This window comes from Candidatus Thiodictyon syntrophicum, assembly GCF_002813775.1.
Lineage (GTDB): Bacteria > Pseudomonadota > Gammaproteobacteria > Chromatiales > Chromatiaceae > Thiodictyon > Thiodictyon syntrophicum.
In genome coordinates this window covers 6,034,239-6,060,081 of sequence record NZ_CP020370.1, presented here as the reverse complement: position 1 = coordinate 6,060,081, position 25,843 = coordinate 6,034,239, and the positions used below count along the sequence as shown (strand labels likewise).

Below are 25,843 nucleotides of genomic sequence, written 5' to 3'. Positions count from 1 at the left end.
CGCGCGGGCAATCTCGCTTCAGGCCGACTCCGGGCGCAGCCGCTCGACCAGGAAGGCGACGATCTGCGTGAGCGGGATCAACTGCATCTGTGCATCCCGGCGGCCCTTGTATTCGACCATCCCGTCGTCCAGCCCCTTGTCGCCCACCACCACCCGGTGGGGGATGCCGATCAGTTCCATGTCGGCGAACATAAATCCGGGGCGGGCGTCGCGGTCGTCCAGCAGGACCTCGATGCCGGCCGCCTGGAGGTCGGCGTAGATTTGCTCGGTGGTGTCGCGTACCCGGTAGGACTTACTGAGCTTCATGGGCAGAAGCGCGACCGCGAAGGGGGCAATGGGGGTGGGCCAGCAGATGCCGCGCTCGTCGTGGTGCTGCTCGATGGCGGCAGCCACCACCCGCGACACGCCGATGCCGTAGCAGCCCATGGTCATGGTGAGTGCCTTGCCGTCCTCCCCCAGGACGGTGGCCTTCATGGCGTCGCTGTATTTGCGCCCGAGTTGGAAGATGTGACCGACCTCGATGCCGCGCGCGATGCGCAGGGTGCCGTCGCCGGCGGGACTCGGGTCGCCGTCCACTACGTTGCGCAGATCGGCGACCGTCGGCAGCGGCAGGTCGCGGCCCCAGTTGAGGCCGAACCAGTGCCGGCCATCCTGGTTGGCCCCGGCGCTGAAGTCGGCGGCGACGGCCGCGGCGCGGTCGACGATGCAGGGCAGTGCCAGCTCCTTGGGGCCCAGCGAGCCGGGGCCGGCGCCGATGGCGGTGCGGATCTCGGCCTCGCTTGCCATACGCAGGGGCGCGGCGACCTGCGGGAGCTTGGCGGCCTTTACCGCGTTGAGTTCATGGTCCCCGCGCACCAGCAGTGCCACCAGGCCGCCCGGGACGCCGTCCGCGGCGGCCACCACCAGGGTCTTGACGGTGCACTCGATGGGCAGGCCGAACTGCTCGACCAGGTCGGCGATGGTGCGGGCCTTGGGGGTGTCCACCAGCCGTGCGTCCTGCGTCGGTGCCGGTGCCGTCGCGACCGCGGCCAGGGCCTCGGCCAACTCCACGTTGGCGGCATAGTCGCCGCCGGACGAGAAGGCGATGGCGTCCTCGCCGGCGGCGGCCAGGACGTGGAATTCGTGGGAGGCGTTGCCGCCGATGCTGCCGGTGTCGGCCTGGACCGGGCGGAAATCGAGTCCGCAGCGGGTGAAGATGCGCGAGTAGGCCGCATGCATCACCGCGTAGGTCGCCGCCAGCGAGGCGTCGTCCGCGTGGAAGGAGTAGGCGTCCTTCATCAGGAACTCGCGGGCGCGCATGACGCCGAAGCGGGGCCTGATCTCGTCGCGGAACTTGGTCTGGATCTGATAGAAGTTGATCGGCAACTGCTTGTAGCTCTTGAGCTCGTTGCGGGCCAACTCGGTGATGATCTCCTCATGCGTCGGGCCGAAGCAGAATTCGCGCTGGTGGCGGTCCTTGAAGCGCAGCAACTCCGGGCCGTACTGATCCCAGCGCCCCGATTCCTGCCACAGCTCGGCGGGCTGCACCGCCGGCATCAGGACCTCGAGCGCGCCGGCGCGCTCCATTTCCTCCCGGACGATGCGCTCGACCTTGCGCAGCACGCGCAGGCCCAGCGGCAGCCAGGTGTAGAGGCCGGCCGCGAGCTTGCGGATCAGGCCCGCGCGCAGCATCAGTTGGTGGCTTGCGACCTCGGCGTCGGCCGGGGTCTCCTTGATGGTCTGGAGTGGAAATAGCGAGGTGCGCATGGGGCCGGGGGTCCCGAGGTAAAAGGCCGGTAGTCTAGGGCCCACGGGGCACGGAGACAAATCCGTCGGTGCGCAACGGGTGCGTGGTACTAGCGGCAATTGTCCTCGATCTGCCGGCGCGCCTGCGCCTGCTGGGCCGCCAGGTCGTCTTTGGAGAGGAACCCGGTCTTGCCGTCCGGGGTCCGCAGCCGTCCGCCGCCGTGGTTCTTGAGGGTCTCCAGGTTCTTGCGTGCCGCCTCGCAATTGGTCTGGCGGGCGGCCTGCTCGGCCGCTTGCTTGCCCGCCGCCTCCGCCTCGCGGGCCTGCTGATCGCGGCGGTCGAAGTCCTCTGCCACCTGGTCACGGAGTTGCTCCGTGGCCGCTGCGCCTTGGTCCGGCTTGGGCCCCGCGTCCGGCTTGATGGTGGCGGCCGGCGTGGCGCCGGGGGGCGGCAGTTGCGAGTAGACCGTCGTGCCCGTCTCGTCCACCCAGCGATACAACTGTGCCGTGGTTCGCGATGGGATGGAGGCGAGCCACAGGCCGGTCAGGGCGGACGCCAGGAGCGGGACGAGACGGCCAGCCAGGGGCGGCTTAATGGTCGCTCTGACCGCTGCCCAGAGGCCCCACACCGGAGGTCGAGGCTTTAGCCGGACCAGTGTCGCGTTGATGCGCTGTCGACCGGCTAACGCCTCGACCGCCTGTCCCCGTGCCGCTGGACCGAAGAGCAAGGCCGTCAGCGGGTCGGGCCGACCAGCGCGTGCGGTCGTGATGTCAGTGGGTTGGGATCGCTGGTTCATGACGCCAAGTATGGCAGCCAGGAAGACCGCTGGGAACTGCCGACGGCAGTCCCGGGCGGGTGCCCGACGGTCCCGGCAACGGTGCCGGCCGCGCCGCGGGTGTCGGTCATGTATTGACCCTGGGCGCAAGTCTCCTGTAACGTTCAATCTTTTTGAACATGCCCTTTCATGCTTCTCCAGTCCGCGGCCCCGGTCAGGGCGGGGGTGGTCTCGTCCCGGTCCCCGGGTACGGGCAAGCCCTGCCGTGCGGTGGGTCCCGGCTGGTCTGATTCGGAGGTCGCCCAAGGTGGAACTGAACGCGGTGCAGCTCAGCGGTGCCGAGATCGTCGTCCAGGCGTTGATTGACGAGGGGGTCCAATATGTCTTTGGATATCCCGGCGGGTCGGTCCTGCACATCTACGACGCCCTGTTTAAACAGGATCGGGTCAAGCACATCCTGGTCCGGCACGAACAGGGTGCCGCCCATGCCGCCGACGGACTCGCGCGGGCGACCGGCCGTTGCGGCGTCTGTCTGGTCACCTCGGGACCCGGCGCGACCAACGCCGTGACCGGCATCGCCACGGCCTACATGGACTCGATCCCGCTCGTGTGCATCACCGGCCAGGTGCCCACCCCGGTGATCGGCAGCGACGCCTTCCAGGAGGTGGACACCGTCGGCATCACCCGACCCTGTGTGAAGCACAATTTCCTGGTCAAGGATGTGCGTGATCTGGCGCTCACCCTGCGCAAGGCGTTCTATATCGCGACCACCGGACGCCCGGGGCCGGTCGTGGTGGACATCCCCAAGGACGTGACCGACCCGAACGTCAAGATCCCCTATGTCTATCCGCGCGAGATCCGGATGCGCTCCTACCACCCCACGGAAAAGGGGCATCCGGGTCAGATCAAGCGCGCCCTGGACCTGATGCTCCAGGCCAAGCGCCCGGTGTTCTACACCGGGGGCGGGGTGGTCTTGGGCGAGGCGTCCGCACTGCTCACCGAGCTGGTGCGGCTGTCCGGTTACCCCATCACCAGCACCCTCATGGGGCTCGGGGCCTATCCCATGACCGACCCCCAGTTCATCGGGATGCTGGGGATGCACGGGACCTATGAGGCCAACATGGCCATGCACGAGACCGATGTGCTGATCGCCATCGGCGCCCGCTTCGACGATCGGGTGACCGGCAAGATCGAGCATTTCTGCCCCCACGCCAAGATCATCCACATCGACGTCGATCCCTCCTCCATCTCCAAGAACGTGCGGGTGGACGTGCCGGTCGTGGGTCAGGTCGCGAGCGTGCTGGCCGAGCTGGTGCGCCTGTGGAAGGAGCAGGCCCCGAGCGCGATGGGGCGGCCGGTGGCGGAGTGGTGGGACAAAATCGGTGAATGGCGGCGGGTGGACTGCCTGCACTACGACCGCGCCAGCGAGAAGATCAAGCCGCAATTCGCGGTGGAAACACTCTACAAGGTTACGGGCGGCGACCTCTATCTGACCTCCGACGTGGGTCAGCACCAGATGTTTGCCGCCCAGTTCTATCCCTTCGACAAGCCGCGGCGTTGGATCAACTCGGGCGGCTTGGGCACCATGGGCTTCGGGCTGCCGGCGGCCATGGGGGTGCAACTCGCCTTCCCCGAGGCGCAGGTGGCCTGCATCTCGGGTGAAGCCAGCATCCTGATGTGTATCCAGGAGATGGCGACCTGCAAGCAATACAACCTGCCGATCAAGGTGATCCTGCTCAACAACGGCTACATGGGCATGGTGCGGCAGTGGCAGGAGTTCTTCTACGGGAGCCGTTACTCCCATTCCTATGTCGATGCGCTGCCCGACTTCGTGAAGTTGGCGGAGAGCTTCGGCCATGTGGGGATGCGGGTGGAGCGCCCGGCGGATCTTGAGGCCGCCATGACGGAGGCCTTTGCGATGAAGGACCGTTTCGTATTCCTCGATGTGGTCGTGGACCCCACCGAGAACGTCTATCCGATGATCGTGGCAGGCAAGGGGCAGCACGAGATGCACCTCGCGCCCAGCCTGTCCGAGAGGGAGTTGGCCTGAGATGAGACACATCATTGCCGTACTGCTGGAGAATGAGGCCGGCGCACTCTCGCGGGTGGCCGGGCTGTTCTCCGCCCGCGGGTACAACATCGAGTCGCTGACCGTCGCGCCGACGGATGACCCGACGCTCTCGCGCATGACCCTGGTAACCACCGGGAACGAGGAGATCGTCGAGCAGATCAAGAAGCAGTTGAACAAGTTGATCGATACGGTCAAGCTGCTGGATCTGACCGAGGGTCCACACATCGAACGCGAGATGATGATGATCAAGGTCCGCGCCGAGGGCGAGAACCGTCAGGAGCTCAAGCGCCTGGTCGACATCTTCCGCGCCAAGATCATTGATGTGACCGACACCAGCTACGTCGTCGAACTCACCGGCGCCTCGAAGAAGCTCGATGCCTTCATTGATGCCGTGCCGGAGGGGTTGATCGTCGAGGTCGTGCGTTCCGGTCCCACCGGCATCGCCCGCGGCGAGAAGGGCCTGTCCCTATAATTCGTTCAGTCCGCAAATGAACGCAAATGAACGCAAATGAGTTGGGCTGGTAGGGGCGGGCGGCGCCGCGGGTACTGCTCGCGCCGACGCTGAGTCCGTCGCTCCGGACGACGAAGTCAGCGGGCCGCGCCCTGTCTCGTGTCGCCACCCGGTCGCCGCTTTGCTCTTCAATTTGCGTTCATTTGCGTTTATTTGCGGACAAAATTCTTCATCTTTACCCAGGCAGCGCAAATGAGCATCAACGTTTACTACGACAAAGACGCCGACCTCTCTCTCATCCAGGGTCGGCAGGTGGCCATCATCGGCTATGGTTCCCAAGGCCATGCCCATGCCAACAATCTGAAGGAGTCCGGCGTGTCCGTCACGGTCGGCCTGCGCCCCGGTTCCGCCTCCGCCGCCAAGGCGGCCAACGCTGGTCTGGACGTAAAGTCGATCAAGGACGCCGTGGCCGCGGCCGACGTGGTCATGATCCTGGCCCCGGACGAGCATCAGGCGCGGATCTACCGGGAAGACATCGCCCCCAATATCAAACAGGGCGCCGCGCTCGCCTTTGCCCACGGCTTCAACATCCACTTCGGCCAGATCGAGCCGCGGGCGGATCTCGACGTCATCATGATCGCGCCCAAAGGACCCGGGCACCTGGTGCGCTCCACCTACACCCAGGGCGGCGGTGTACCGAGCCTGATCGCCGTCTTCCAGGACGCCTCCGGCCAGGCCCGGGACATCGCCCTGGCCTACGCCAGCGCCAATGGCGGCGGGCGCGCCGGGGTCATCGAGACCAGCTTCCGCGAGGAGTGCGAAACCGACCTTTTCGGCGAGCAGGTCGTCCTGTGCGGCGGCCTCACCTCCCTGATCAAGGCCGGTTTCGAGACCCTGGTCGAGGCCGGTTATGCCCCGGAGATGGCCTATTTCGAGTGTCTGCACGAGGTGAAGCTGATCGTCGACCTGATCTATGAGGGCGGCATCGCCAACATGCGCTACTCCATCTCCAACACCGCCGAATACGGCGATTTCAGCCGCGGCCCGCGGATCATCACCGATCAGACCAAGGCCGAGATGAAGCGCATCCTGGGCGAGATCCAGAGCGGTGAATTCGCCAAGGAGTTCATCCTGGAGAATCAGGCCGGGGCGCCCAAGATGAAGGCCCTGCGGCGCCTCGGCCAAGAGCATCAGATCGAGGTGGTCGGCGAGCGGCTGCGCGAGATGATGCCCTGGATCAGGGAAAAGAAGCTGGTCGACAAGACCAAGAACTAGCCTGTTTCCCGCGTTCCCGCGCGGGAAACAGTATGGATCTGTTTTGTTTCCGACTCCCACGCTGGCACGTGGGATGCCGAGTCCAAACGCGAAAGCGCGGGTTGGACTGGGCATCGTTCGGGCTGGTTCGGGCTGGACGGGGCATTCGCCCCGTCCGAAACGTTTTCTCCGGACTCGCCGACCGGCGCCAGGAATCGGTGACGAAATAGACGCTTCTCGCCCCCAGGTTCCAGCGTGGCAGTAAGTCCTCGGCGATTCCAGATATGTCAAAGAATTCAAAGGTAAGACGTCAGCGCAAGATCAATAGGAAGCCGAGCCGGAGGCAACTGCCGCCACCGGGCCAGCCGCCACTGCACCATCATCGCCTTCTACCCAGCGCGCAAACCCTCTGGCGAATGATGCATCTCGACTGTCGGGTGGAAGAAACACTGGGTGAAGCATTGAGGGTCTTCCAACCCGCTATCTGGCAGAGAGACTGCCAGGCGGTTCTGAGGATAGAGCAGGCCCCCGACATCGAAGCGACCCTCGATCTGACCCCGGGCGCCATGGGTCTTGCCGATCTCGCCTGGGCCAAGCGGATGAGGCAATTTGGCCCCGACGCGGCCGATACGATTGCTGCGCGCATCAAGGGTGACTGGCTGAGCGCCTATCCCAAGGATCGAAGTGGAATCCAGGAGCGATTGATCGGCGCACTGCGCTGGTGTGATGACCGGGGCGTCGCGGCCTTGTTGAGTTGCTGGGAGTCGCTCGACGATTATGGGCGCAGCCTGGCCGCTATGGTCCTGGGGCTCTTGGGTGCGCATCAGTCTGCCGATCGGCTGTGGGCCTGCTACCAGACAACGCGATCGGCAGCGAAAGACCTGTTCGTCGGTCCACTCTGGGGCTTGATCGATCTGGGCGACAATCGGGCGGCCGACGCCCTGGTCGAATTGCTCGACGATCAACGGGAGTATTACGAAAAGTACGGATTCGTGTCCCGTGTCGGCGACCATCGCGTCGTGCTGCCACTGGTATTTGAGTTGCTCCGCGGTGTCGAGGAGATCAAGCCCGATGTGATGTGGGCGCTGACGGGTGTCGCCCACCGACTGGGTCGGGATGTACTTCACCAACAAATGACGGGGGATAGCGACGCCCAAGAGTCGCATAGCGGGAACGTCGAATTGCTCATCGATCGCCTGTTCCAATACTCCCAGGGGGATGTCGAGAGGCACTTTGAAACCTTCTACACCAAGGACGCGGGCAGCCTCCTGGCCCTCGCCAAAGGGCAATCACTCATAGCCTGACCTGATGACTTCGGCCACGGGTCCGGACTCCGGCCAGCCCGCATATCTGACAAAGACCCCGGGCGTTGCGCCGCTGGGGCTTAACGCGGCTGACCAGGGCCTAGATCGCCCGGCCGCACGAGCGAACATCTTGCCATCCTTGCCGAGGTCATCAAGTGCCTTTTCGCGGCGAACACCGCCAGCTCGGAATTTCCAGGCAACATGCGCCTAGCGTCGGCCGTGGAGATTGCTCGGCATTATCGGGCTGTATTCAACCGGGTGAGAGTCGAGTACCCCGAATTCTTCGATAGCGAGGACGAACTGCTGTTAGGTCCGGAGGCGTTGGCCTGGACGATGCGTCAACTTTCGCACCTGCTTGTCGAGCAGAGCGACGGCGATGTTATCGGCGATGCCTACGAAGTATTTATGGGCTCCGCCTTGAGAGGCCAGGAGGGACAGTTCGTGTTCGATAACGGATAGTGGCTGCGGTTCAGGCATAGTGGTCTATGGTTCTCTATGTTGTACAGGGCATTGGAGATGGCGCAGGGTTTCGAGCACCGCCATGCGGGTCGGGGCTCGACTCGGAGTCCTTTGTCGATGGTCGTAGTGAGCACGCGCGCACAGGGGTCATCACGCGAGGCGCCGGGCGGCGGGGCTCACGGTGCTCAGGCTCCCCCCGCAACCCGGTTCCGGCCCTCTCGCTTGGCCTGGAACATCAGATCGTCGGTCCGTTTGAGCCACTGGTCCAGGGTTTCCCCGGGGCAGTACTCGGCGACGCCGAAGCTGGCGGTCATTGTCCCGGCCCCGGGACAGGAGAGGGTGTGCAGGCCGGTGCGGAGTCTTTCCGCCAGGGCCAGGGCCCGGACCAGGCAGGTCTCCGGGAGCAGGATCAGGAACTCCTCGCCGCCCCAGCGCGCGAGGATGTCGGTCCGGCGCAGCCGCAGCCCGACCTGCGCCACGATCGCCACGAGTACCGCATCGCCCTGACCGTGACCCTGGGTGTCGTTGATGGTCTTGAAGTGATCGATATCGAACATGATCAACGCGAGCGGCTTCCCATAGCGCTGCGCCCGTTGCGTCTCGGCTGCCAGGGTTTCCAGCAGGTGCCGCCGGTTATAGGCGCCGGTGAGCGGGTCAGTAACGGCGAGTTGCCGCAATTCTCGCTCCAGGCGCTTGCGCTCGGTCATGTCCAGGGCGAGGCCGAGAATCTGTGCCTCTGCACCGGGCAGCAGGGTACCGGCGAGCAAGAGCGGGATGCGGGAACCGTCGCGGCGTAGATACTCCTTTTCATACGGAGGGCACCGCCCGGTTGCGTTCAATTCGGCGATGGCCCGCTCATCCGCCGACAGCCATTCCGGTGGGGTCCGCTCACGCCAGTTCGCCGCGCCCGCGGCCAACTGGGCGCGCGTGCAGTCCAAGAGGTTCAGATAGTAGTCGTTGGCCTCCAGGATGGTCCCTGAGCTGTCGGTCACCACGACGCCGATCGCATTGGCGTCCATCAGGCGCTGGAATCGCGCCTGGGCGAGCCGGGCCTCATCCTCCGCCCGCCGACGCTCGGAAATGTCGAAGAAGGTCACCACGATCTGGCTGATTTGGCCCTGTTCATCCGCCACCGGATGGGCTTCGCACTGCACCCAGATTGTACTGGTCCGGTCCGCACTCAAGATGCCCAGGTTGAGATTCTGCACCTGGGTCCCGGTCGTCAGGACGCGCTGGACCGGAAACTCGTCTACCGGCAAGCGAGCGCCGCTTGGCCGGACAAAGGCCCATGCCGGGTCGCTGGCGGTCGTTCCGCGCAGTTGGTCCGCCGTGAGCCCTAGCAGTTGGGCGGCCATCGGATTGGAAAACAGGATGCGGCCGTCGGCGCCGTGCACCACCACGCCGGCCGGGAGGTTGCGGACCAGGTCCCGGAAGCCGCGCTGGCTCGCCCGCAGGGCCCGCAACACCCGGGCGCGCGCGGCGATCTCGGCCTCCAGCCGGGCCCGCGAGACCGTGCTCTCTTCGAGCTGGTCCAGCATCCGGTCGAAGGCGTCCGCCAACTGACGCAGTTCGTCCCGGCGGCGGCTCTTGAGGCGCAGGTGGGTCTCGCCTCCGCTGATCCGGACCGCGGCGGTTTGGAGTTGCTGCACGGGGTCCAGGATGGTCCGCTGAAACACCAGAAAGGACCCCAGCCCCAGGCCCGCCATGCCGGCCAGTAAGATGCCCAGGGTGAGCTTCTCCTGCGCCGTCAGCGTCACCAGGCGCTCAGCGGCACCCTGGGTGAGCTGGCAGGTGACCAGGGCCAGCGTACCACTGTCCGTCAGGATCAGGTCCGGCGCGTCGCCCTCGGGCTGCGCGCCTTGGGGACCGGCCACGTTGCCGTCCAGGCCGGCGATGCGCGCGCGCAAGTCATCGAGTAGTCGCCGCAGCCCCTCCCAGGCGACGCGGGTCGCGGGGTCGTCCTGGATCGACTCGGCGATGGCCTCGCCGTCGCTTTGCAGCACGCCGTCAAGGGCCGCGAACTCGGCCTCCACCTCGGCCCGCGGGTGCGCCCGCGGCTGCAGCAGGTACAGCGCGAGGACCCGGTTCAGTTTGACCGTCTGCACGGTCAATGACTGGCTAAACTCGAGCTTTTCCTTGAGGCGGGTTCGATCCTGGTCCGTGACCAGAAAGACGCCAAGCAGTACCAGGAAGAGCAAGGCGGACGACAGGGCGACGAGACGCGAACGGGTGCGAAGAGTCATGGATTCCTTCCTACTGTCACAAACGCCGGGCCCCAATCGTTCGGCCCTTTCCCTTAACCTTACCCCACAAGGCAGTAGGGGGCAAGAGAATCAGCGGCTTCGTGCCGGGCGGGCGTCGGGCCCGCGCTCACGGCGCCGCCCCCACGATCCGGTCGCGCCCCTCGCGCTTGGCCTGGAACACCAGGTCATCGACCCGTTTGAGCCACTGGTCCAGGGTCTCCTCGGGGCGGTATTCGGCGACGCCGAAGCTGGCGGTCAGCGTGCGGGGGCCGGGGTTGGGCAAGGCGTGCAGCCCCTCCCGAAAGGTCTCCGTCAGGGTCGCGGCCTGGGTCAGGGTGGTCTCCGGGAGCAGCACCATGAACTCCTCGCCACCCCAGCGCGCGAAGGTGTCGCTGCCGCGCAGGCGCGCGCCGATCTGCGCCACCACCGCCGCCAGGATCGCATCGCCGCGGTCGTGACCCTGGGTGTCGTTGATCGCCTTGAAGTCGTCCAGATCGAACATGATCAGGGTCAGCGGACGCTGATAGCGCTGGACGCGCCGCGTCTCGGTCTCCAGGGCCTGGATGAAGTGGCGGCGGTTGTAGGCGCCGGTCAGCGGGTCCGTGATGGCGAGTTGGCGCAGTTCGTGCTCCAGGCGGCGGCGCTCACTCACGTCCTGGTGGGTGCCGCACACCCGCAGCGGCCGGCCCTCGGGATCACGGCCGATCACCTTGCCGCGCGCGGCGATCCAGACCCAGTGACCGTCCTGGTGCCGCAGGCGGTGGTCGATCTGGAAGACGGGTAGCCGCCCCTCGAGCAGGGCGGCAAAGGCCTCGCGCAGGGCGGACAGGTCCTCGGGGTGGACGCGCGCCTCCCAGGCGCCGCGGGTGGGCGGGATCTCGGCGAGCCGCGACCCCAGCATAGCGGCCCAGCGGGCGTTGACCACCAGGGTGTCGTCCGGCACCTGCCAATCCCACATCCCCAGGTCTCCGCCCTCCAGGGCCAGGCGCAGGCGCTCCTCGCTCTCGCGCAGCGCCGTCTCCGCCGCCCTGCGGGCACACTGGTCGGCCGCCTCGCGCAGGCAGCGCTCGATGGCGGGGGCCAGGCGCGCCAGGTGGTCCTTGAGGACGAAGTCCCCGACCCCAAGCCGCAGGAGTTCCACCGCCCGCTCCTCGCCCACCGCGCCCGAGACCAGGATGACCGGCAGATCCGGCCACTGCCGATGGATCAGGTCCAGCGTCGGCCCGAACTCCATGCCCGGCAGGTAGTAGTCCGCCAGCACGGCGTCCCAGGGGCCGGTCTCCAGGGCCGCCGCCAGCTCCAGGGTGCTCGCCGCCCTGGTGCAGGCGACCGTGAGCCCGGCGCGGCGCAGGTGCCGGGTGATGAGCAGGTAATCCGCCTGATCGTCCTCGATCACCAACAGCTTCAACGACGCATTCATGACAGTGGGTCTCCGCATGGGGCACCGGTTAGCGCAGGGGCGGCTCGTTGACGAGCAGCCAGTAGATACCGAGGCGCACGATGGTCTCGGCCAGTTCGGAGAAATCCAAGGGCTTGCGTACGAAGCTGTTGGCGCCGTTTTCGTAACTCCGCAGCCGGTCGCGTTCCTCGTCGGACGAGGTCAGGATCACGACCGGCTGCAGGCGGGTGCGCGGGTCGGCGCGCAGGCGCGCGAGCACCTCCAGGCCGGACAGCCGCGGCAGGCCGATGTCGAGCAGGACCACGGCGGGCAGTCCCCCGGTGCGCCCGGCGAACTCGCCCTCGGCGAACAGATAGTCCAGGGCCTGCTGGCCGTCGCGCACCACGTCGATTCGGTTGGCCAGGTTCGACTTGCGCAGGGCGCGCAGCATCAGCAACTCGTCCTGGGGGTTATCTTCGACGATCAGGATGGCGTGGCTTTGCATAGGGACTCCGGGCGATGGCCGGTCGCGGACACAGTGAAACGGAAGGTCGCGCCACCCCCTGGCACCCCCTCGGCCTCGATGGTACCGCCGTGACGGTGGATGATCCGCTGCACGGTGGCGAGCCCGATGCCGATGCCGGGGAACTCGTCCTGGCGGTGCAGCCGTTGGAATGGCTGGAACAGGCGTGCGCGGTAGGCCATGTCGAACCCGGCCCCGTTGTCGGCGACACCATACCAGAGCTCGCCTGCCCGCTCCTCAGCATAGACCCGAATGGTCGCGGCGGGTGTCTTGGCAGTGTATTTCCAGGCGTTGTCAAGCAGGTTGACCATGACGACCTCCAGCATGGGCGCGTCCCCCAGGGCGTCGAGCCCAGGGGCGACCTCCCAGGCGACCTGGCGCCCCGGCTCTGCCAGCGCGTGCTGCGCCAGCAACCCTTGGGCTAGTGCGCTCAAATCCACCGGGTCCCGGCGCAGTTCGCCGCGGGTACTGCGCGACAGGGTAAGGATACCGTCGATCAACTCCCCCATGCGGCGGCTGGCGCCCTGGATCTGGTCGAGGAAGGAGCGCGCCTCCCCGTCCAGACGCCCACCGTAGTCCTCGACCAGGGCCTGGCTGAAGCCGCTGAGTGCGCGCAGCGGGGCACGCAGGTCATGGGAGACCGCATAGGCGAAGGACTCCAACTCCCGGTTGGCGGCCTGCAACTCCGCGGTGCGCTGTTCGACCCGCCGCTCGAGCCCGGCGTTGAGGGCCTGAATCTGCCCTTCGGCCAGCTTGGACGCGGTGATCTCCTGCACCGTCCCGCTCAACCTCACAATGGTTCCGGCGGCGTCGCGGGTGGCCTCACCACGCGCCACGACCCAGCCGGGGCGGCCGTCGGGGCGGACCAGTTCGGCCTCGCATTCATAGGGGAGGCCGTCGGTGCGCGCCCGCTCCACGGCGGCGGCCAGGCGCTCCCAACTCGCGGGCGTGAAATACTGCCGGATCTGGGGGTAAGCCGCGGGTCCCAGGCGCGGGTCGCGGCCGTAGAGGTGAAAGATCTCCTCCGACCAGGTTTGCGCGCCGCTCTTGAGGTCCCAGCTCCAGCTGCCCAGGCCGGCCAGGCGTTGGGCGTTGCGCAGCGCCGCCTCGCTGGCCGTGAGGGCGGCCCCGGTCCGCACGCGCTCGGCGATCTCGGCCTCCAGGCGGGCGCGCGACACCATGGTTTCCTGGAGTCGGTCCAGCATCCCATCGAAGGCGCGGGCCAAGGCGCCGAACTCATCCCGGCGCGGGCTTGCCAGGCGCAACCCGAGGTCGCCACCGGCAACCCGCACGGCGGCCTCGTGCAGTTGCTGCACGGGTTTCAGGATGACGCGCACGAACACCAGAAAGAGCACGAGCCCCAGACCGGCGATGCCTGTCAGGAGTCCGCCCAGGGTCAGATTCTCCCAGGTGGTCGCGCGCAGAAACCGCGCGTTGGCGCGATAGCGGATCTGGTTCACGAACAGGATCAGCGAGTGGCTGTCCACCAGGATCAGGTCAGAGGTGCGGGCGTCGCGTTCCGTGCGCCCTTGGTCGGTGCCGGCGTCGCCCAACTGCGCGAACAGTGTCTGTGCGTCGCCCACCAGTCGGCGCACCGTCTCCCAGGCATAGCGGGTCTGCGCATCGTCTCGGATCGAGGCGTCGATGGCCGGGCCCAGCCGACCCAGCAGCCCGGTCAGGACCGCGAACTGCGCCTCCACCTGGCCGCGCAGTTCGGCCTGCGGGTGCAGCAGGTAGCCGAAGAGCGCGGTACGCAGTTGCGTGGTCTGAGCGCTCAGCGATTCGGCCACGGCCAGGTCCCGCTGGGTCTGCAGCTTGCCCCGGTAGGCGAACAGAAAGAGCCCGAGCGGGACCAGGAAGATCAGGACCGACACCAGCGCGACGAGCCGGGAGCGACGGCGCAGATTCATGGTGTGCCGATCACCGTCACCGACTCGGGGTGCAGGCGCCGCAGGGCGCTGGGGTCGATCAACGCGGGAAAGTCGGGCAGGGCGGCGGCCGGCGCCAGCCCGGTGGCGATGGCCCAGCGCGCCTGCGCCTGGAGCAGGATCACGTACCCCTGATCCAGCGCCAGGTTGGGGCGCAGCCGGCCCCAGGTCTCGGCGATGACGGCCTCCGGCAGGCCCAGGGTCCGCGCCGTGAGCGCACGGGCCTGGGGGTCGTGGCCACGCATCCACAGGATCGCCCGGTCGAGCGCCCGCAGCAGCCGCAGGGCCACCTCGGGCCGGCGGTGGCTGAAGTCCGGGACCGCGACCAGGCTCGCGAAGCCGTTGTAGCGCAGCCCCGCCGGGAAGGTCCGCGCATTTTCCCCCAGGGCCAGCCGGCATTGGGTTGAATAGGGCGCAAAGGTCGACACGGCATCGACACGGCCCGCCGCCAGGGCCGCCGCCTGCTCCGGCGCGGGCACGGGGACGACCGCGACATCGGCCTCGGTGAGTCCCTGGTCGGTCAGCAGGACGTGCAGGAAATAGTGGGCCGTGGTGCCCGGGCTGGTGCCGACCCGCCGGCCCTTCAGATCGGCCAGCTCCGCGATGCCCCGATCGGCCCGGGCCACCAGGCTCGTCTCACCGCTGGAGGCATAATTGGCGATGACGCGCAGCGGCTCGCCCGCCAGGGCGGCGAACACGACCGGCGTCTCGGCCACCGTGGCGACCTCCGCCTGGCCCCGCAGCAGGGCGTCCAGGGCGAGCTTGCCGGTCGGGTAGAGCCGCAGGGTCACGGCCAACCCTTGCGCGGTGAAAAACCCCTCCTGCTCGGCCACCCGCAAGGGGACGCCCAGGAGGCTGTCGGCGATTGCAATCACCAGCGGCTCGGGGGGCGGGGGCGTCAGCCAGGCCAGCCGCGCCAGCGCGACGGCGACCACCACGACCCCCGCGCCGACCGCCAGGACCCAGTGAATTGAACGTCTCGCACGCATGATGGCCCCACCTCTGCCTGAACCAGTGGTCACCTTGGATCGCGGATTGCCCGGTCGGGGCCGGCGGTGGCGTCCGGGTGCGATCAGAACTGATGTGTTAGCGTACACATCGTAGGGTACGCATCGCATACCCGCCAAGCTGCCATGACCGCCGGAGCCGGGTACGCGATGCGTACCCTACAGCGACAGCGACCGGACGTTCCCACGGACCGGGCGTCGTTGTCGTAATCGTGGTCGGATTATTCGATTACGACAACGACAACGACAACGACAGCGTACCCGGGATCTCGGTCACCACATCAGTTCGGATCGTACCCGAGGCGAACCCGGGCGGTCCCGGTCCGGCCGATTCTGGGATATCCTAACCCGCGCCGCCCCCGGGCGGTCCATTCAGACCCTTGAAGACGAGCCTTCCCCATGAGCACAACCCCCAGCGCCCACCAGTCCCTCAATCCCCCGCGGCGCGGCCGTTGGGTGGGCGGCCTCCTCGCCCTGCTCCTGCTACCCCTGGGCGGGCCCGCCCTGGCCGATGCGGTGAGCCAGGTCCAGGGGTTCGCGAAGGCCGGGCTCCTGGTGCAGGAGGGCGGGCGGGCGGTGGTCTCGCACAACCCGGATATGGCGCTTGCGCCCGCCTCCACCATGAAGGTGTTGACCGCGCTAGCGGCGATTTCCACCTGGGGGCGCGATTACCACTTTGAAACGGAGTTCTACCAGGATGGCCAGGGCACCCTCTGGGTGAAGGGCCGCGCCGATCCGTACCTGGTCTCCGAGGAGCTTGACCGCGTCGCCGCGGGCCTCAAGGCGGCGGGGGTAACGCGCGTCGCCGGCATCGGGCTCGACGACACCTATTTCGACCAGGACGTGGAGATCGCCGGGCGCTCCGCCACGAACAATCCCTATGACGCCCCGGTCACGGCGCTCGCGGCCAACTTCAATACCGTGAACCTGGTCAAAAGCGGTGCGAGCGTGGCGAGCGCCGAGCCCCAGACCCCCCTGACCGACACGGCGCGGCGCTTCGGCCAACTGGGCGGGGCCGGCACCCAGCGGGTGAATCTGAAACAGCGCCCCACCGCGGTCGGTTACTTCGGCGAACTCCTCGCCGCCAAGCTCGCGGCCAACGGCATCGCGGTGAGCGGCGGCCAGCGGCTCGGTGCGATCCCCAGCGGGGCGCGGCTCGTCTATCGCCACAAAAACAGCCGCACGCTCGCGGACATGCTGGTACCGACCCTGAAATATTCCAACAACTTCGTCGCCAACTCACTGTTCCTGCGGATGGCTGACCCCCAGGGTAAGGGCCGGGTGAGTGTCGCCGGCGCGCAGCGGGCCATGACCGAGTTCGCCCGCGGCAAGTTTCACTGGACCGGCTTCAAGATCGAGGACGGCGCGGGCCTCTCGCGCGGCAACCGCCTTTCCGCCCGCCAACTGGTCGAGGTGATGCAGGCCTTCGCCCCCAACCGCGACCTGATGCCCACCCAGGAGGGCAACGCCAACATTCGCGCCAAGACCGGCACCCTCACCGGGGTGAGCGCCTATGCGGGCTATGTGCGCCGCGGCGGCGCCTGGGAGCCCTTCGCCCTGCTGATCAATCAGCCCGTGGACGCCGGTCTGCGGCGCCGGGTCGCCGCCGAGCTGGTCCGCTGACGCACCGCGTCGCGGTCCCCGTGCCCGTGCCTGAACTCCCCGTGTCCGCGTCCCGCAGACTGCGCAAGTATCCCCGTAGGATGGGTAGAGCGCAGCGAAACCCATCGCGTGCGCTCAAGCCCGCCGTGTTGGTGGCCCTGTGCCTGGCCCTCACGGCCTGCGCCTGGCAGGTGCCGCTGCGCACGAGCCGTGCCGCCGCGCCCCCGGATGGACTGTCATTCCTGAAACCTGGTACCCGCTACCCGACGCTCGCCCCCCTGATGCGCCGCGTCACCCCCGCGGTGGTCAACGTGGCCGTCGATGCGGTGGTGCGGGTCGAGAAGAACCCGCTCCTGAAAGACCCGGACTTTCGCCGCTTCATGCGGCACTTCGGTCAGGAGGTACCCCAGGAGGGCGACACCGAGCGGCGCCAGAGCGTGGGCTCCGGGGTGATCGTGGACGCCGGGCGCGGCTATGTGCTGACCAACCAGCACCTGTTGGAGGGGGCTACGGCGATCGAGGTCACCCTCAAGGACCGGCGCAACTACCGCGCCCGCCTGCTCGGCGTGGACGACGACACCGATCTGGCCGTGCTCCAGATCCCCGGCGTCGCCATCACCCCGCTGCCCTTTGGCGACTCCCGGGCCCTGGAGGTCGGGGACTTCGTGATCGCCATCGGCAACCCCTTCGGCCTGGGCCAGACGGTGACCTCGGGCATCGTCAGCGCCGTCAGCCGCAGCGGGGTGGGCGACGCCGACTTAGGCGAGTTGGTACAGACCGACGCCTCCATCAACCCCGGCAATTCGGGGGGCCCCCTCATCAACCTGGCCGGTGAGGTGGTCGGCATCAACACCGCCCTGATCGGCCCCAGCGGCGGCAACGTCGGCATCGGCTTCGCGGTCCCGAGCAACCGCGCCCGCGCCGCGCTGGCGCGCGTCCTCAAGCGCAGCGGGGGCGGCTGAAAGGCCGCTTGCACCTCAGGCGTCGAACAGCCCGGCCAGGGTGTCGGCCTGGGCCGCGGCAAGCAGCCAGGCGCGCAGGCGCTCGGGGTCGCGGGTGCTGCGCAGGCGCTCGCGGGTGGCGTCGTCGACCGCCAGGCCGCGGGCGGCGAGCAGGGTCAGGATCGCGTCGGTCAGGCCTTCGTCGCGTCCTTCGTTACGTCCCTCGTCACGTCCTTCCTCGCGGCCTTCCTCGCGGATGGCATCCAGGTCCGCGTAGCCGCGGCGCTGCAAGAGGTTACGCAGGATGAGATCCTGGGCGGCGGTGCGGTCGAACAGGGCGGCGACCGGGACCGGATTGCGCAGGATGCCCGGGGCCTGGAGCAGTTCCCCCACCCCGCGGGTCTGCATCGGCTGCCCCGGGGCATGGACCTCGACCCGGCGCGGACCGATCAGGCGCACCACCCACACCAGGCGGGTGCCGTGGGCGAGCAGGTCGGCGATCTTGGTCCGCAGGTCCGCCTCGTCCTGTCCGCGGGCGGCGTATTCCAGGGCGAGCGGTGGGGCCTCGGGGATCCAGCCGCCGTCCCCGCCCGGCACCCCCGTGAGACCAGCCACCGAGACATCGGGTGCGCGCAGGGTCCCCGGGTCCGGCGAATAGCCGGCATCGACCCCGGTCCACTGCACGTCCGGGTCGCTGTCGAGCACGGCGGCACCGGTCGCGTTCGGGCCCGCGTGGTCGCGCCCGGACGGGGCGCAGTAGATGGGGTGGCCGTTGGTGAGTTCGTAACGGTCACCGTCGCGCAGTTGATCGGCCCGGAAGGGGCCATGTTCAGGGTTCGGTTGTCGATTGCTCATCCGCGGTGCCTCCGGCTGGGATTTCCTCCTCGATAGCACCTGGGGGCGCGGCAGTCAACTCCCGGACGGCTCGCGGGTGCGATCAGAACTGATGTGGTGACCGAGATCCCGGTTACGCTGTCCTGGTCGTTGTCGTTGTCGTTGTCGTGATCGGATTGTTCGATTACGACAACGACAACGACAACGACAACGACCACGCCGCCCGGTGCGTTAGAAGGTCCAGTCGCTGTAGGGTACGCATCTCGTACCCGGCCCCAGAGGTTGCCGCGGCTCGGTGGGTACGCGATGCGTACCCTACGGGATCGGCGTCAACACATCAGTTCTGATCGCACCCGCTGGACATTGCCGCGGGGTGTCCATACCCTAACAATGCAACTTGACGGAGGCGACTGACGATCATGGCCATACCCACCGACACCAGCGACACGCCCCGCAAGTCCGCCCGGCGGGGGACTGATGAACCGCGCGAAGCGCAGCGGATCGATAGCGAGTTTCCCGACCCCCAGGCCGCGCTCGCCGGGGCCCCGGCCCCGCTCGAGCCGGCGGCCCCCCTGCTGCAAACCCCCTACGTCCAGGCCCCGCTGGCCATGGCGCAGGTCGCCTGGCTGACGCATCCGCAGGAGCTGGGCGAGCGCATCGCCCGCTGGTACGCTGATCTGTGGCGCCTGCAATGGTATGGCTGGCAGCGCATGATTGGCCTGCCGAACGATGACCCAGTCAGGCCCAACCCCGCGGATGAGCGCTTCGCCGATCCCGCCTGGTCCGACACGCCGGGTTGGGACCTGATCAAGGAGTGGTACCTGACCTTCAGCCGCAACGCCAAGGACATGATCCGCGACACCCCGGGCCTGTCGGAGCGGGACCGCCGCCGGGCGGCCTTTTGGTGTCGGCAGTGGTTGGACGCGGTCGCACCCACCAATTACCTGTGGACCAATCCGGTGGCGCTACGCCGGGCCATGGAGACCGGCGGCGGCAGCCTCGCCGCGGGCTACCGGAACTTTCTCGCCGACCTTGAGGCCGGCGGCCTGCGCATGAGCGATCCGGCGGATTTCACCGTCGGCGAAAACCTCGCCGCCACCCCCGGTGCCGTGGTGTTGCGCAATCGCCTGGTGGAGGTCATCCACTATGCGCCGACCCGGCCCCGGGTCCACGCCGAGCCGGTGGTGATCATCACGCCCTGGATCAACAAGTTCTATGTGCTCGATCTGACACCGAAGAAGAGCCTGATCGGCTTCCTGCTCGGACAGGGCCTGGACGTCTTCATTACCAGTTGGAAGAACCCGGGGGCCGACCTGCGCGATCTGCGTATCGACGATTACCTGCTCGAAGGGATCCAGGTCGCCATCGACGTCGCGCGCCGGATGACCGGCGCGAATCAGGTCCACGCCGTCGGCTACTGTATCGGCGGTACGGCGCTCGCCATGTATCTGGCCTGGGCGAACCGGCGCTTTGCGCCCGCGGCGGTGCCGGTCGCCGACTGGACCCTCTTCACCACCCTGGTCGATTTTGCCCAGCCGGGTGACATTGAGGTCTTCATCGATGAGGCGAGCGTCGCCTACCTCTGCGCCCAGATGCAGCGCACCGGCTATCTCGACGGCCGGGAAATGGCCGCCGCCTTCCGCCTGCTGCGCTCCAACGGCCTGATCTGGCACTATGTCGTCCACGGCTGGCTCTACGGTGAAAAGCCGCCGCCATTCGACGTGCTGTATTGGAACATGGACACGACGCGCATGCCGCACGTCATGCACGCCTGGTATCTGACGCAACTGTATCTCCACAACCGGCTGATCCAACCCGGCGCCCTGACCGTGGCGGGCGAGTCACTGGACCTCGGCGCCATCACGCAACCACTGTACGCGGTCGCCGCCGAGGACGACCATATCGCACCCTGGGAGCAGGCCTTCCGCACGGTCAATCTGGTCCCGGGTGACAAGCGCTTCGTGCTCTCCAGCGCCGGGCATATCCTGGGCATCCTCAATCCCCCGGTCGCTCCGTCCAAGCGACGCTATTGGGCGGACGCGGCCCAGTGTACGGATCGCCCGCAGGTCTGGAAGGGGCAGACCCCGGAGTGTGTCGGCAGTTGGTGGGAGGACTGGATGGCCTGGCTCAAGCCGCGGGCCGGCGCCCTGGTGGCGGCCCGGCCGGTGTCCACCCCGGCGTTCCCCGCGCTGGCGCCGGCGCCCGGGGTCTATGTCCGCGAGCCCTGAAGAGTAACGAGTCGGAAATAAGTGAGACAACGAGTACAATCGTTGTCGTTGTCGTTGCCGTTGCCGTAATCGTAATCGGAGAAGCGATGCCATCCGGGGATAACCTCGATTGCGAAAACGACAACGACAACGACAACGACGCCAAAAGCAACCGCTAATGGACTTGTTAAACTTGTTAGTGAACCGCTCCTACGTTTTCGATGGCAGGTCCGCGAGCGCCATCCGCTTGAACTGCAGCCAGAGGTATGAAGACAGGAGGATCAGACCAAGGAGGGTCGCACCCGCCCCCCAGGGGTTCCAGCGGTGGATCAGGATCAGGATGCCCTGCAGGTGTTCGTCCAGGAAATATGTCCCGAACGAATCCCCAGAGGCCGGCCCACAGGGCGGCGCCCAGCAGATTGAAGCGGGTGAATCGCCACCAGGGCATCTTCAGGATGCCGGCGACGATGCCGTTCAATTGGCGCGGTCCGTCGAAGAAGCGCGCCCACGACCACCGCGACCGCCCCGTAACCATAGCGGTCGAGCAAGGGCTGCACGAACGCAATCTCGTGCTGGAACTGCGCCGCGACGCGGTTCTCGATGGTCACGGGTGCCACCGTTGTCGGTGCGGCGATGGCTGGCGCCGGCGCGGGCGCGGCGAAGCCCGGCATCGACGCCAGGCACAGGGACCCGGCCAGGGCGAAGGCGAGATAGAATCGGTTCTTGGGCATGACGTAACACCACGAAATCGTCAAGGATGATGCCCCGGGTCGGCGGCTGCAAGCACTCTTTGGTGCCCGTGATCGAGATCACTGGCGGCAACCGCAACGCGGCCGGCATCCTCAAGCAGGCCCGGCGCCTGCTCGCTGACGAGGAGGAGGAAGATGACCAGCCCCCTGATTCCGGTGGGGCCACCGCTGAGTGGCTGAGAATCGCCAGTTGCGCGTCGAATCGCGCGTCACCACAGAGGTTCGCGGATGCATCTCGCCATCATCATCAATAGTATCGTAAGTGTCATAGGCGCCATCCTGGGCGCCTTCGTCGCGGCCGGCAGCGTCGTCAGCATCGCCAATATGAAGGTCCCCTGGGCCGGGAAACTGACGGTGGCCGCCGTGCTCATCCCGGCCATCTTTCTGGTCTCAGGATTAGGCGCCTGGGTGGCGAACGAGTACGGTGCACGCGAGGTCGCGATCGGCCTGATCGCGCTGCCCTGGGGCTATGGGCTGTGCTTTGGCGTGGCCATGCTGGTGTCCTTCAGGAAATAACCGGTGGCAACGGCGGCGCCCGGTAATCTCGTTGCCCGCATTCCCAAGACGATCCATCCGGGCCTCGCGACCGGCGTCGCGGCCGCGGTCCGCCCGCGCAAGGCACCGGTGCCGGCCAAAGTCTATTGATCTGTGCCATGATGCGGCCACAGATCAGGGAATGCGACCCGGCCAAAGGCCGCAAGCGGCGAGTTATCGGTTGGGCGTAACGGCCCCAAGGCGAGGCTCAATCGTTGCCACTGCGCCAGCTCGAAGTCCTCCACATAGAGTTGTGCCGCCCACTGGGCCAAGGCAATGGCAACCCCGGCGGCGCGGTCTGTATCGGGCGCTGCAGGGGGAGCGATGGCCGCCTGGTAGCCGTCGCGGATGATCCCTTCCGGAAGGCCCCAGCGTTGCAGGGCGGTAGCGACGACCAGCGCCCGATAGGTCAGATCCTCAGGGAGGGATTGCTCGGCCTCGCGGCGGTCCGCATCCAGGAGCCCCGGAAGGTCGCCGAACTGCATCCGGGCGAACAGGGCCTGCACCGCGTCGCCCAGGGCCAGGCTATTGCCGACATGCCAAAAGTTACAGACCAGGACGCGCCGGTGCTTCTTGGTTTCCGTCACTGAATGGTAAGAGTCCCGATGCATGACGAAGCCGAAGACGCTGTTGAACCGCGGGGCCTGACTCGCACAAACGCGGGTGCCGGCCTCGTCGTCATGCGCCTGAAGGACCCCGCCATCCCCCTCCTGCCAATCGCGGGTGAATTGCACCACGAGGCGGGCGATCTCCCATCCCGCCAAGGGTCGGTCGGTATGGACCCCGATCCGCTGGCCGGGCTCCATGGTCTGCGCGGTGACCGCGACCCGTTGGGTGAGCGGCAGCCCGGTCAGGGTCCGGGTGCGCGCGGCCAGTGCGGCGAGAAAGTCCGGTTCCAATCGGTCGGTCACGTCGCAATTGCGGACCTCGTAGAACGAACCGCCGTGCGCGCGCCAGGGCAGGTCCTGGTCGAAGAGCCCCTCCAGATGGGCACAGAGCGCGGGTGAAAAGGCCGGCTCGACGGTGAAGAAGGGGTAGGGATGCCGATGGTGGGTGGGGTTGGCGAGCAAGGGATCTCTCTGCGGCGGGCTGTTGATCAAATGGGGTGGGCTTCATCGCGTCGCGCAAAACTTGACGCGTTGCCGCGATCATGGGGGTCTGCGGGCCAATGCAGGACGGTGGACCTTTGGATTCTACCGCCGGACTGGCTGCGCCGCTTCCCCCAAGGCGCAGGCTGGCTTAGGGGCTGCCCGGTCGTCAGGTTGGCGTTGACGGAACAGTCAACGCGACCTAGCCTATCGGCATGAACATCCATGACGTCCTCAAGTCCCGCCGCGAGCAACTCGGCCTGTCGTTGCGCGCGACCGCCGGGCGCTGCGGCGTCGATCCCGCCCACCTGTCGCGGGTAGAGTCCGGCAGCACCCCGCCCTCGGATGCACTGATCGAACGGCTGGCGGACGCACTGGCGGTGCCGCTCGATGAATTGCTCTTGGTTGCCGGCCGGGTCCCGCCGTCCCTGCGGCGCCTGGTGGAGAAGGACCCGCATCAGGTTGCGGCAGCCCTCTCGGACCTGGCGGGCATGATGGTCGCGGAGCCCGGCGAGTCCTACGGCGGCCCCGTGCTGGGCGGCCCGACGCAGCGGGCCATTGAGGACGGCTTTCCCTTTGAGTACCTGAGCGACATTGCGGAGGTCGAGAGTTGGCGCAAGGAGGTCTGGCGGCCGGTCTACCACACCCACAAGTGGTGGGCGCAGCGGCTGGGCAGCGTGTTCCGGGCGGTCATTCTCGGTTGTGCCACGCCCAGGGGTACGGCGGTGATGGACCTGTATGCCAGCGCGGTGAAGTTGCCGGGGCCGGTGATCTTCGATCCCTTCATGGGCAGCGGGACCACGGTCGGGGAGGCGCACAAGCTGGGGTGTACCGTCATCGGCCGGGATATCAATCCGGTCGCCTGGCGCGCGGTGCGCACGGCCCTGGCGCCCATCGACCGGACCCGGCTCATGGCCTTGTTCGCCGAGTTGGAGGCGACTATCGGTCCGGAGATCCGGGCGCTCCATACCAGCCGCGACAGCGCCGGGGCGCCCTGCGAGGTCCTCTATTTGTTCTGGGTCAAGCAACTCGATTGCCCGGACTGCGGTGCGGCGGTGGACCTCTTCTCCTCTCGGGTCTTCGCCAAGCACGCCTATGTGAAGAAGTTTCCGACCGTTCAACTGGTCTGTCCCCGCTGCGGTGACATCTTCGCCGCGGACTTCACCCAGACCCGGGCCACCTGCCCGGCCTGTCGGAAGGGGTTCGATCCCCATGTCGGTCCGGCCGCCGGCGCCCAGGCCGACTGCGGCGGCTGCGGGGCCCGCTTCGCCATCGCGAAGACTGCCCGCGCCCGCGGGGAGCCGCCCCGTCATCGGCTCTATGCCAAGCTGGTCCTGCGCGCTGATGGCACCAAGGAATATCTCCAGGCGACGCCGGAGGACGAGGACGCCTATGCGGCGGCGGGTGCCCGGTTGCGCGAACTGGCCCTGCCGAGCCCGCGGGTGGCGATCCAGACCGGCTACAACACCCGCCAGGTCCTGAATTATGGCTATACGCGCTGGGACCAGTTCTTCAACGACCGCCAACTACTCGGGATCGGGCTGCTGTCGCGGGCGATCGGCGACCTGCCGGCGGGCGCGGAGCGTGACGCGCTCTTCGTGCTGTTGTCGGGCGTGCTGGAGTTCAACAACCTGTTCGCCAGCTACAAGGGCGAGGGCACCGGGGCGGTACGGCACATGTTCTCCCATCATGTCCTGAAGCCGGAGCGGACCCCGATCGAGGCCAACCTCTGGGGCACCAGCAAGTCCTCGGGCTCCTTCCTGAACCTGTTCCAGTCACGGCTCTTACGTGCAGTGGACTACAAGGCGGCACCCTTTGAACTCGCCCTGGACGACACGGGTGGAAAGAAGGCGGGCCGCAAGCTGTTCGGCAAGAGCCGTCCCATGGGCGTGCCGGTGTTGGACGCCTGGCCGGAGGCCGGGATGGCGGCGGGTGCAGTCTATCTCTCCTGCGGGGACTCGGCCGCCACCGATATCCCGGACCGAACGGTGGATGCGGTGGTGACCGATCCGCCCTTCTACGACAACGTCCATTATTCGGAGTTGGCGGACTTCTTTCACGTCTGGCAGCGGCTCTGGTTTGGCGAGACCGGACACTGCGCCCCCGACACGACCCGCCACCCTGGCGAGGTACAGGATACTGAATCGGTACGCTTCGCGGGGAAGCTCCAGGGGGTCTTCGCCGAATGCCACCGGGTGTTGAAGGATGAGGGGCTGCTGGTGTTCTCCTACCACCATTCGCGTGAAGACGGCTGGACCTCGGTGGCGGCGGCGGTCCTGGAGGCCGGTTTCAAGCTGGTCCAGACCCAGCCCGTCAAGGCGGAGATGTCCGTGGCCATGCCCAAGCTTGCGGCCAAGTCGCCCATCGATCTCGACGTGTTGATGGTGTGCCGTAAGGCCGCGGCGGACCGGCGGCCCCTCATCGCGGAGGAGGTTGCGATGGAGTCCGCGGCGGCCGCGGCGGGGGCGAAGGTGCGGCGCTTCAACGGCACCGGGCGGCGGCTGTCACTGAATGATGTCCGGATCGTCGTGTACAGCCAGGCATTGGTGGAACTGTGCGCTGGCCGCCGGTCGACGGACGTAGTGACGGCCTTTGAGGGGTCACTGAACCAATGTGCCGCGATCTCGCAACGACTCTTTGCCGGTCAGGATGAGGAACCCCGCAGCGTCCCGCCGCGGGTAGCCGGGTTGCCCGTCCAGGCTTCGCTGTTCTGATGGGCGTCACACGTGCTCGAAGACCTGGAAGCGGCGGACCTGTCCTGCGGAAAAT

21 protein-coding genes are annotated in these 25,843 nt (G+C 67.3%); 11 read left to right on the top strand and 10 right to left on the bottom strand.

Annotated elements, in window-relative coordinates:
* Positions 1-18: 18 nt before the first annotated feature.
* Entirely contained in the window at positions 19-1,746 is a 1,728-nt protein-coding gene (locus THSYN_RS25920) for a proline--tRNA ligase (RefSeq protein ID WP_100921669.1), read from the bottom strand.
* A gap of 89 nt (positions 1,747-1,835) precedes the next feature.
* Entirely contained in the window at positions 1,836-2,522 is a 687-nt protein-coding gene (locus tag THSYN_RS34340) for a DUF4124 domain-containing protein (protein ID WP_157817936.1), read from the bottom strand.
* Between the two features lie 301 nt (positions 2,523-2,823).
* On the opposite strand from THSYN_RS34340, the gene ilvB reads away from it, so the two are divergent.
* The 5 genes from ilvB (at position 2,824) to THSYN_RS25890 (ending at position 8,040) form a co-directional block, all read left to right on the top strand.
* Positions 2,824-4,551, top strand: a complete 1,728-nt coding sequence (gene ilvB / locus THSYN_RS25910; RefSeq protein WP_100922610.1) for a biosynthetic-type acetolactate synthase large subunit — start codon at positions 2,824-2,826, stop codon at positions 4,549-4,551.
* Position 4,552: 1 nt separating this feature from the next.
* A complete protein-coding gene (ilvN, locus tag THSYN_RS25905; protein WP_100921668.1) occupies positions 4,553-5,044 on the top strand; it encodes an acetolactate synthase small subunit in 492 nt (163 codons plus the stop codon).
* A 237-nt stretch (positions 5,045-5,281) separates the two neighbouring features.
* Entirely contained in the window at positions 5,282-6,298 is a 1,017-nt protein-coding gene (gene ilvC / locus THSYN_RS25900) for a ketol-acid reductoisomerase (RefSeq protein ID WP_172965394.1), read from the top strand.
* A gap of 395 nt (positions 6,299-6,693) precedes the next feature.
* The gene (locus tag THSYN_RS25895) at positions 6,694-7,581 is read left to right on the top strand and encodes a hypothetical protein (protein WP_157817935.1); all 888 of its coding nucleotides are present in this window, start codon (positions 6,694-6,696) and stop codon (positions 7,579-7,581) included.
* Positions 7,582-7,782: 201 nt separating this feature from the next.
* Positions 7,783-8,040, top strand: coding sequence for a hypothetical protein (locus tag THSYN_RS25890; RefSeq protein ID WP_100921665.1), 258 nt, complete (start codon positions 7,783-7,785; stop codon positions 8,038-8,040).
* Between the two features lie 185 nt (positions 8,041-8,225).
* Here THSYN_RS25890 and THSYN_RS25885 read toward each other — a convergent pair whose 3' ends face one another.
* From THSYN_RS25885 to THSYN_RS25865, 5 genes are all read right to left on the bottom strand, one after another.
* Positions 8,226-10,283 (bottom strand): diguanylate cyclase, encoded by a 2,058-nt coding sequence (locus THSYN_RS25885; protein ID WP_100921664.1) that lies wholly within the window; start codon positions 10,281-10,283, stop codon positions 8,226-8,228.
* A gap of 127 nt (positions 10,284-10,410) precedes the next feature.
* On the bottom strand, positions 10,411-11,703 hold the full coding sequence (locus tag THSYN_RS25880) for a GGDEF domain-containing response regulator (RefSeq protein ID WP_172965343.1): 1,293 nt from the start codon (positions 11,701-11,703) through the stop codon (positions 10,411-10,413).
* 28 nt (positions 11,704-11,731) lie between these two features.
* Complete coding sequence (locus THSYN_RS25875) at positions 11,732-12,166, bottom strand: response regulator (RefSeq protein WP_100921662.1); 435 nt, start codon at positions 12,164-12,166, stop codon at positions 11,732-11,734.
* On the bottom strand, positions 12,145-14,094 hold the full coding sequence (locus tag THSYN_RS25870) for a sensor histidine kinase (RefSeq protein ID WP_100921661.1): 1,950 nt from the start codon (positions 14,092-14,094) through the stop codon (positions 12,145-12,147). Before THSYN_RS25870 ends, THSYN_RS25875 begins: the two co-directional genes overlap by 22 nt.
* Complete coding sequence (locus THSYN_RS25865) at positions 14,091-15,101, bottom strand: ABC transporter substrate-binding protein (protein ID WP_100921660.1); 1,011 nt, start codon at positions 15,099-15,101, stop codon at positions 14,091-14,093. Before THSYN_RS25865 ends, THSYN_RS25870 begins: the two co-directional genes overlap by 4 nt.
* A 417-nt stretch (positions 15,102-15,518) precedes the next feature.
* Here THSYN_RS25865 and THSYN_RS25860 point away from each other — a divergent pair, with 417 nt between their 5' ends.
* Positions 15,519-16,742 carry a D-alanyl-D-alanine carboxypeptidase/D-alanyl-D-alanine-endopeptidase gene (locus THSYN_RS25860; protein ID WP_100921659.1) on the top strand — a complete coding sequence of 408 codons (1,224 nt, stop codon included), beginning with the start codon at positions 15,519-15,521 and terminating at the stop codon, positions 16,740-16,742.
* Between the two features lie 80 nt (positions 16,743-16,822).
* Positions 16,823-17,683: a trypsin-like peptidase domain-containing protein gene (locus THSYN_RS25855; RefSeq protein ID WP_100921658.1), complete on the top strand. Its 861-nt coding sequence runs from the start codon at positions 16,823-16,825 to the stop codon at positions 17,681-17,683.
* 15 nt (positions 17,684-17,698) lie between these two features.
* Here THSYN_RS25855 and THSYN_RS25850 read toward each other — a convergent pair whose 3' ends face one another.
* A complete protein-coding gene (locus THSYN_RS25850) occupies positions 17,699-18,517 on the bottom strand; it encodes a Uma2 family endonuclease (RefSeq protein WP_100921657.1) in 819 nt (272 codons plus the stop codon).
* 398 nt (positions 18,518-18,915) lie between these two features.
* Between THSYN_RS25850 and THSYN_RS25845 the strand changes: the two genes are divergently transcribed.
* Positions 18,916-20,724, top strand: a complete 1,809-nt coding sequence (locus tag THSYN_RS25845; RefSeq protein ID WP_172965342.1) for a PHA/PHB synthase family protein — start codon at positions 18,916-18,918, stop codon at positions 20,722-20,724.
* 314 nt (positions 20,725-21,038) lie between these two features.
* Here THSYN_RS25845 and THSYN_RS25840 read toward each other — a convergent pair whose 3' ends face one another.
* The gene (locus tag THSYN_RS25840) at positions 21,039-21,434 is read right to left on the bottom strand and encodes a hypothetical protein (RefSeq protein ID WP_100921656.1); all 396 of its coding nucleotides are present in this window, start codon (positions 21,432-21,434) and stop codon (positions 21,039-21,041) included.
* Between the two features lie 26 nt (positions 21,435-21,460).
* Between THSYN_RS25840 and THSYN_RS35025 the strand changes: the two genes are divergently transcribed.
* The gene (locus THSYN_RS35025) at positions 21,461-21,706 is read left to right on the top strand and encodes a hypothetical protein (protein WP_172965341.1); all 246 of its coding nucleotides are present in this window, start codon (positions 21,461-21,463) and stop codon (positions 21,704-21,706) included.
* Positions 21,681-21,968 (top strand): hypothetical protein, encoded by a 288-nt coding sequence (locus THSYN_RS25835; RefSeq protein ID WP_100921655.1) that lies wholly within the window; start codon positions 21,681-21,683, stop codon positions 21,966-21,968. The genes THSYN_RS35025 and THSYN_RS25835 overlap by 26 nt, the downstream gene beginning before the upstream one ends.
* Positions 21,969-22,090: 122 nt before the next feature.
* On the opposite strand, the gene THSYN_RS25830 is transcribed toward THSYN_RS25835, so the two are convergent.
* The gene (locus THSYN_RS25830) at positions 22,091-23,056 is read right to left on the bottom strand and encodes a 2OG-Fe(II) oxygenase (protein ID WP_100921654.1); all 966 of its coding nucleotides are present in this window, start codon (positions 23,054-23,056) and stop codon (positions 22,091-22,093) included.
* 233 nt (positions 23,057-23,289) lie between these two features.
* Here THSYN_RS25830 and THSYN_RS25825 point away from each other — a divergent pair, with 233 nt between their 5' ends.
* Positions 23,290-25,788: a DNA methyltransferase gene (locus THSYN_RS25825; RefSeq protein WP_100921653.1), complete on the top strand. Its 2,499-nt coding sequence runs from the start codon at positions 23,290-23,292 to the stop codon at positions 25,786-25,788.
* Positions 25,789-25,843 lie beyond the last annotated feature (55 nt).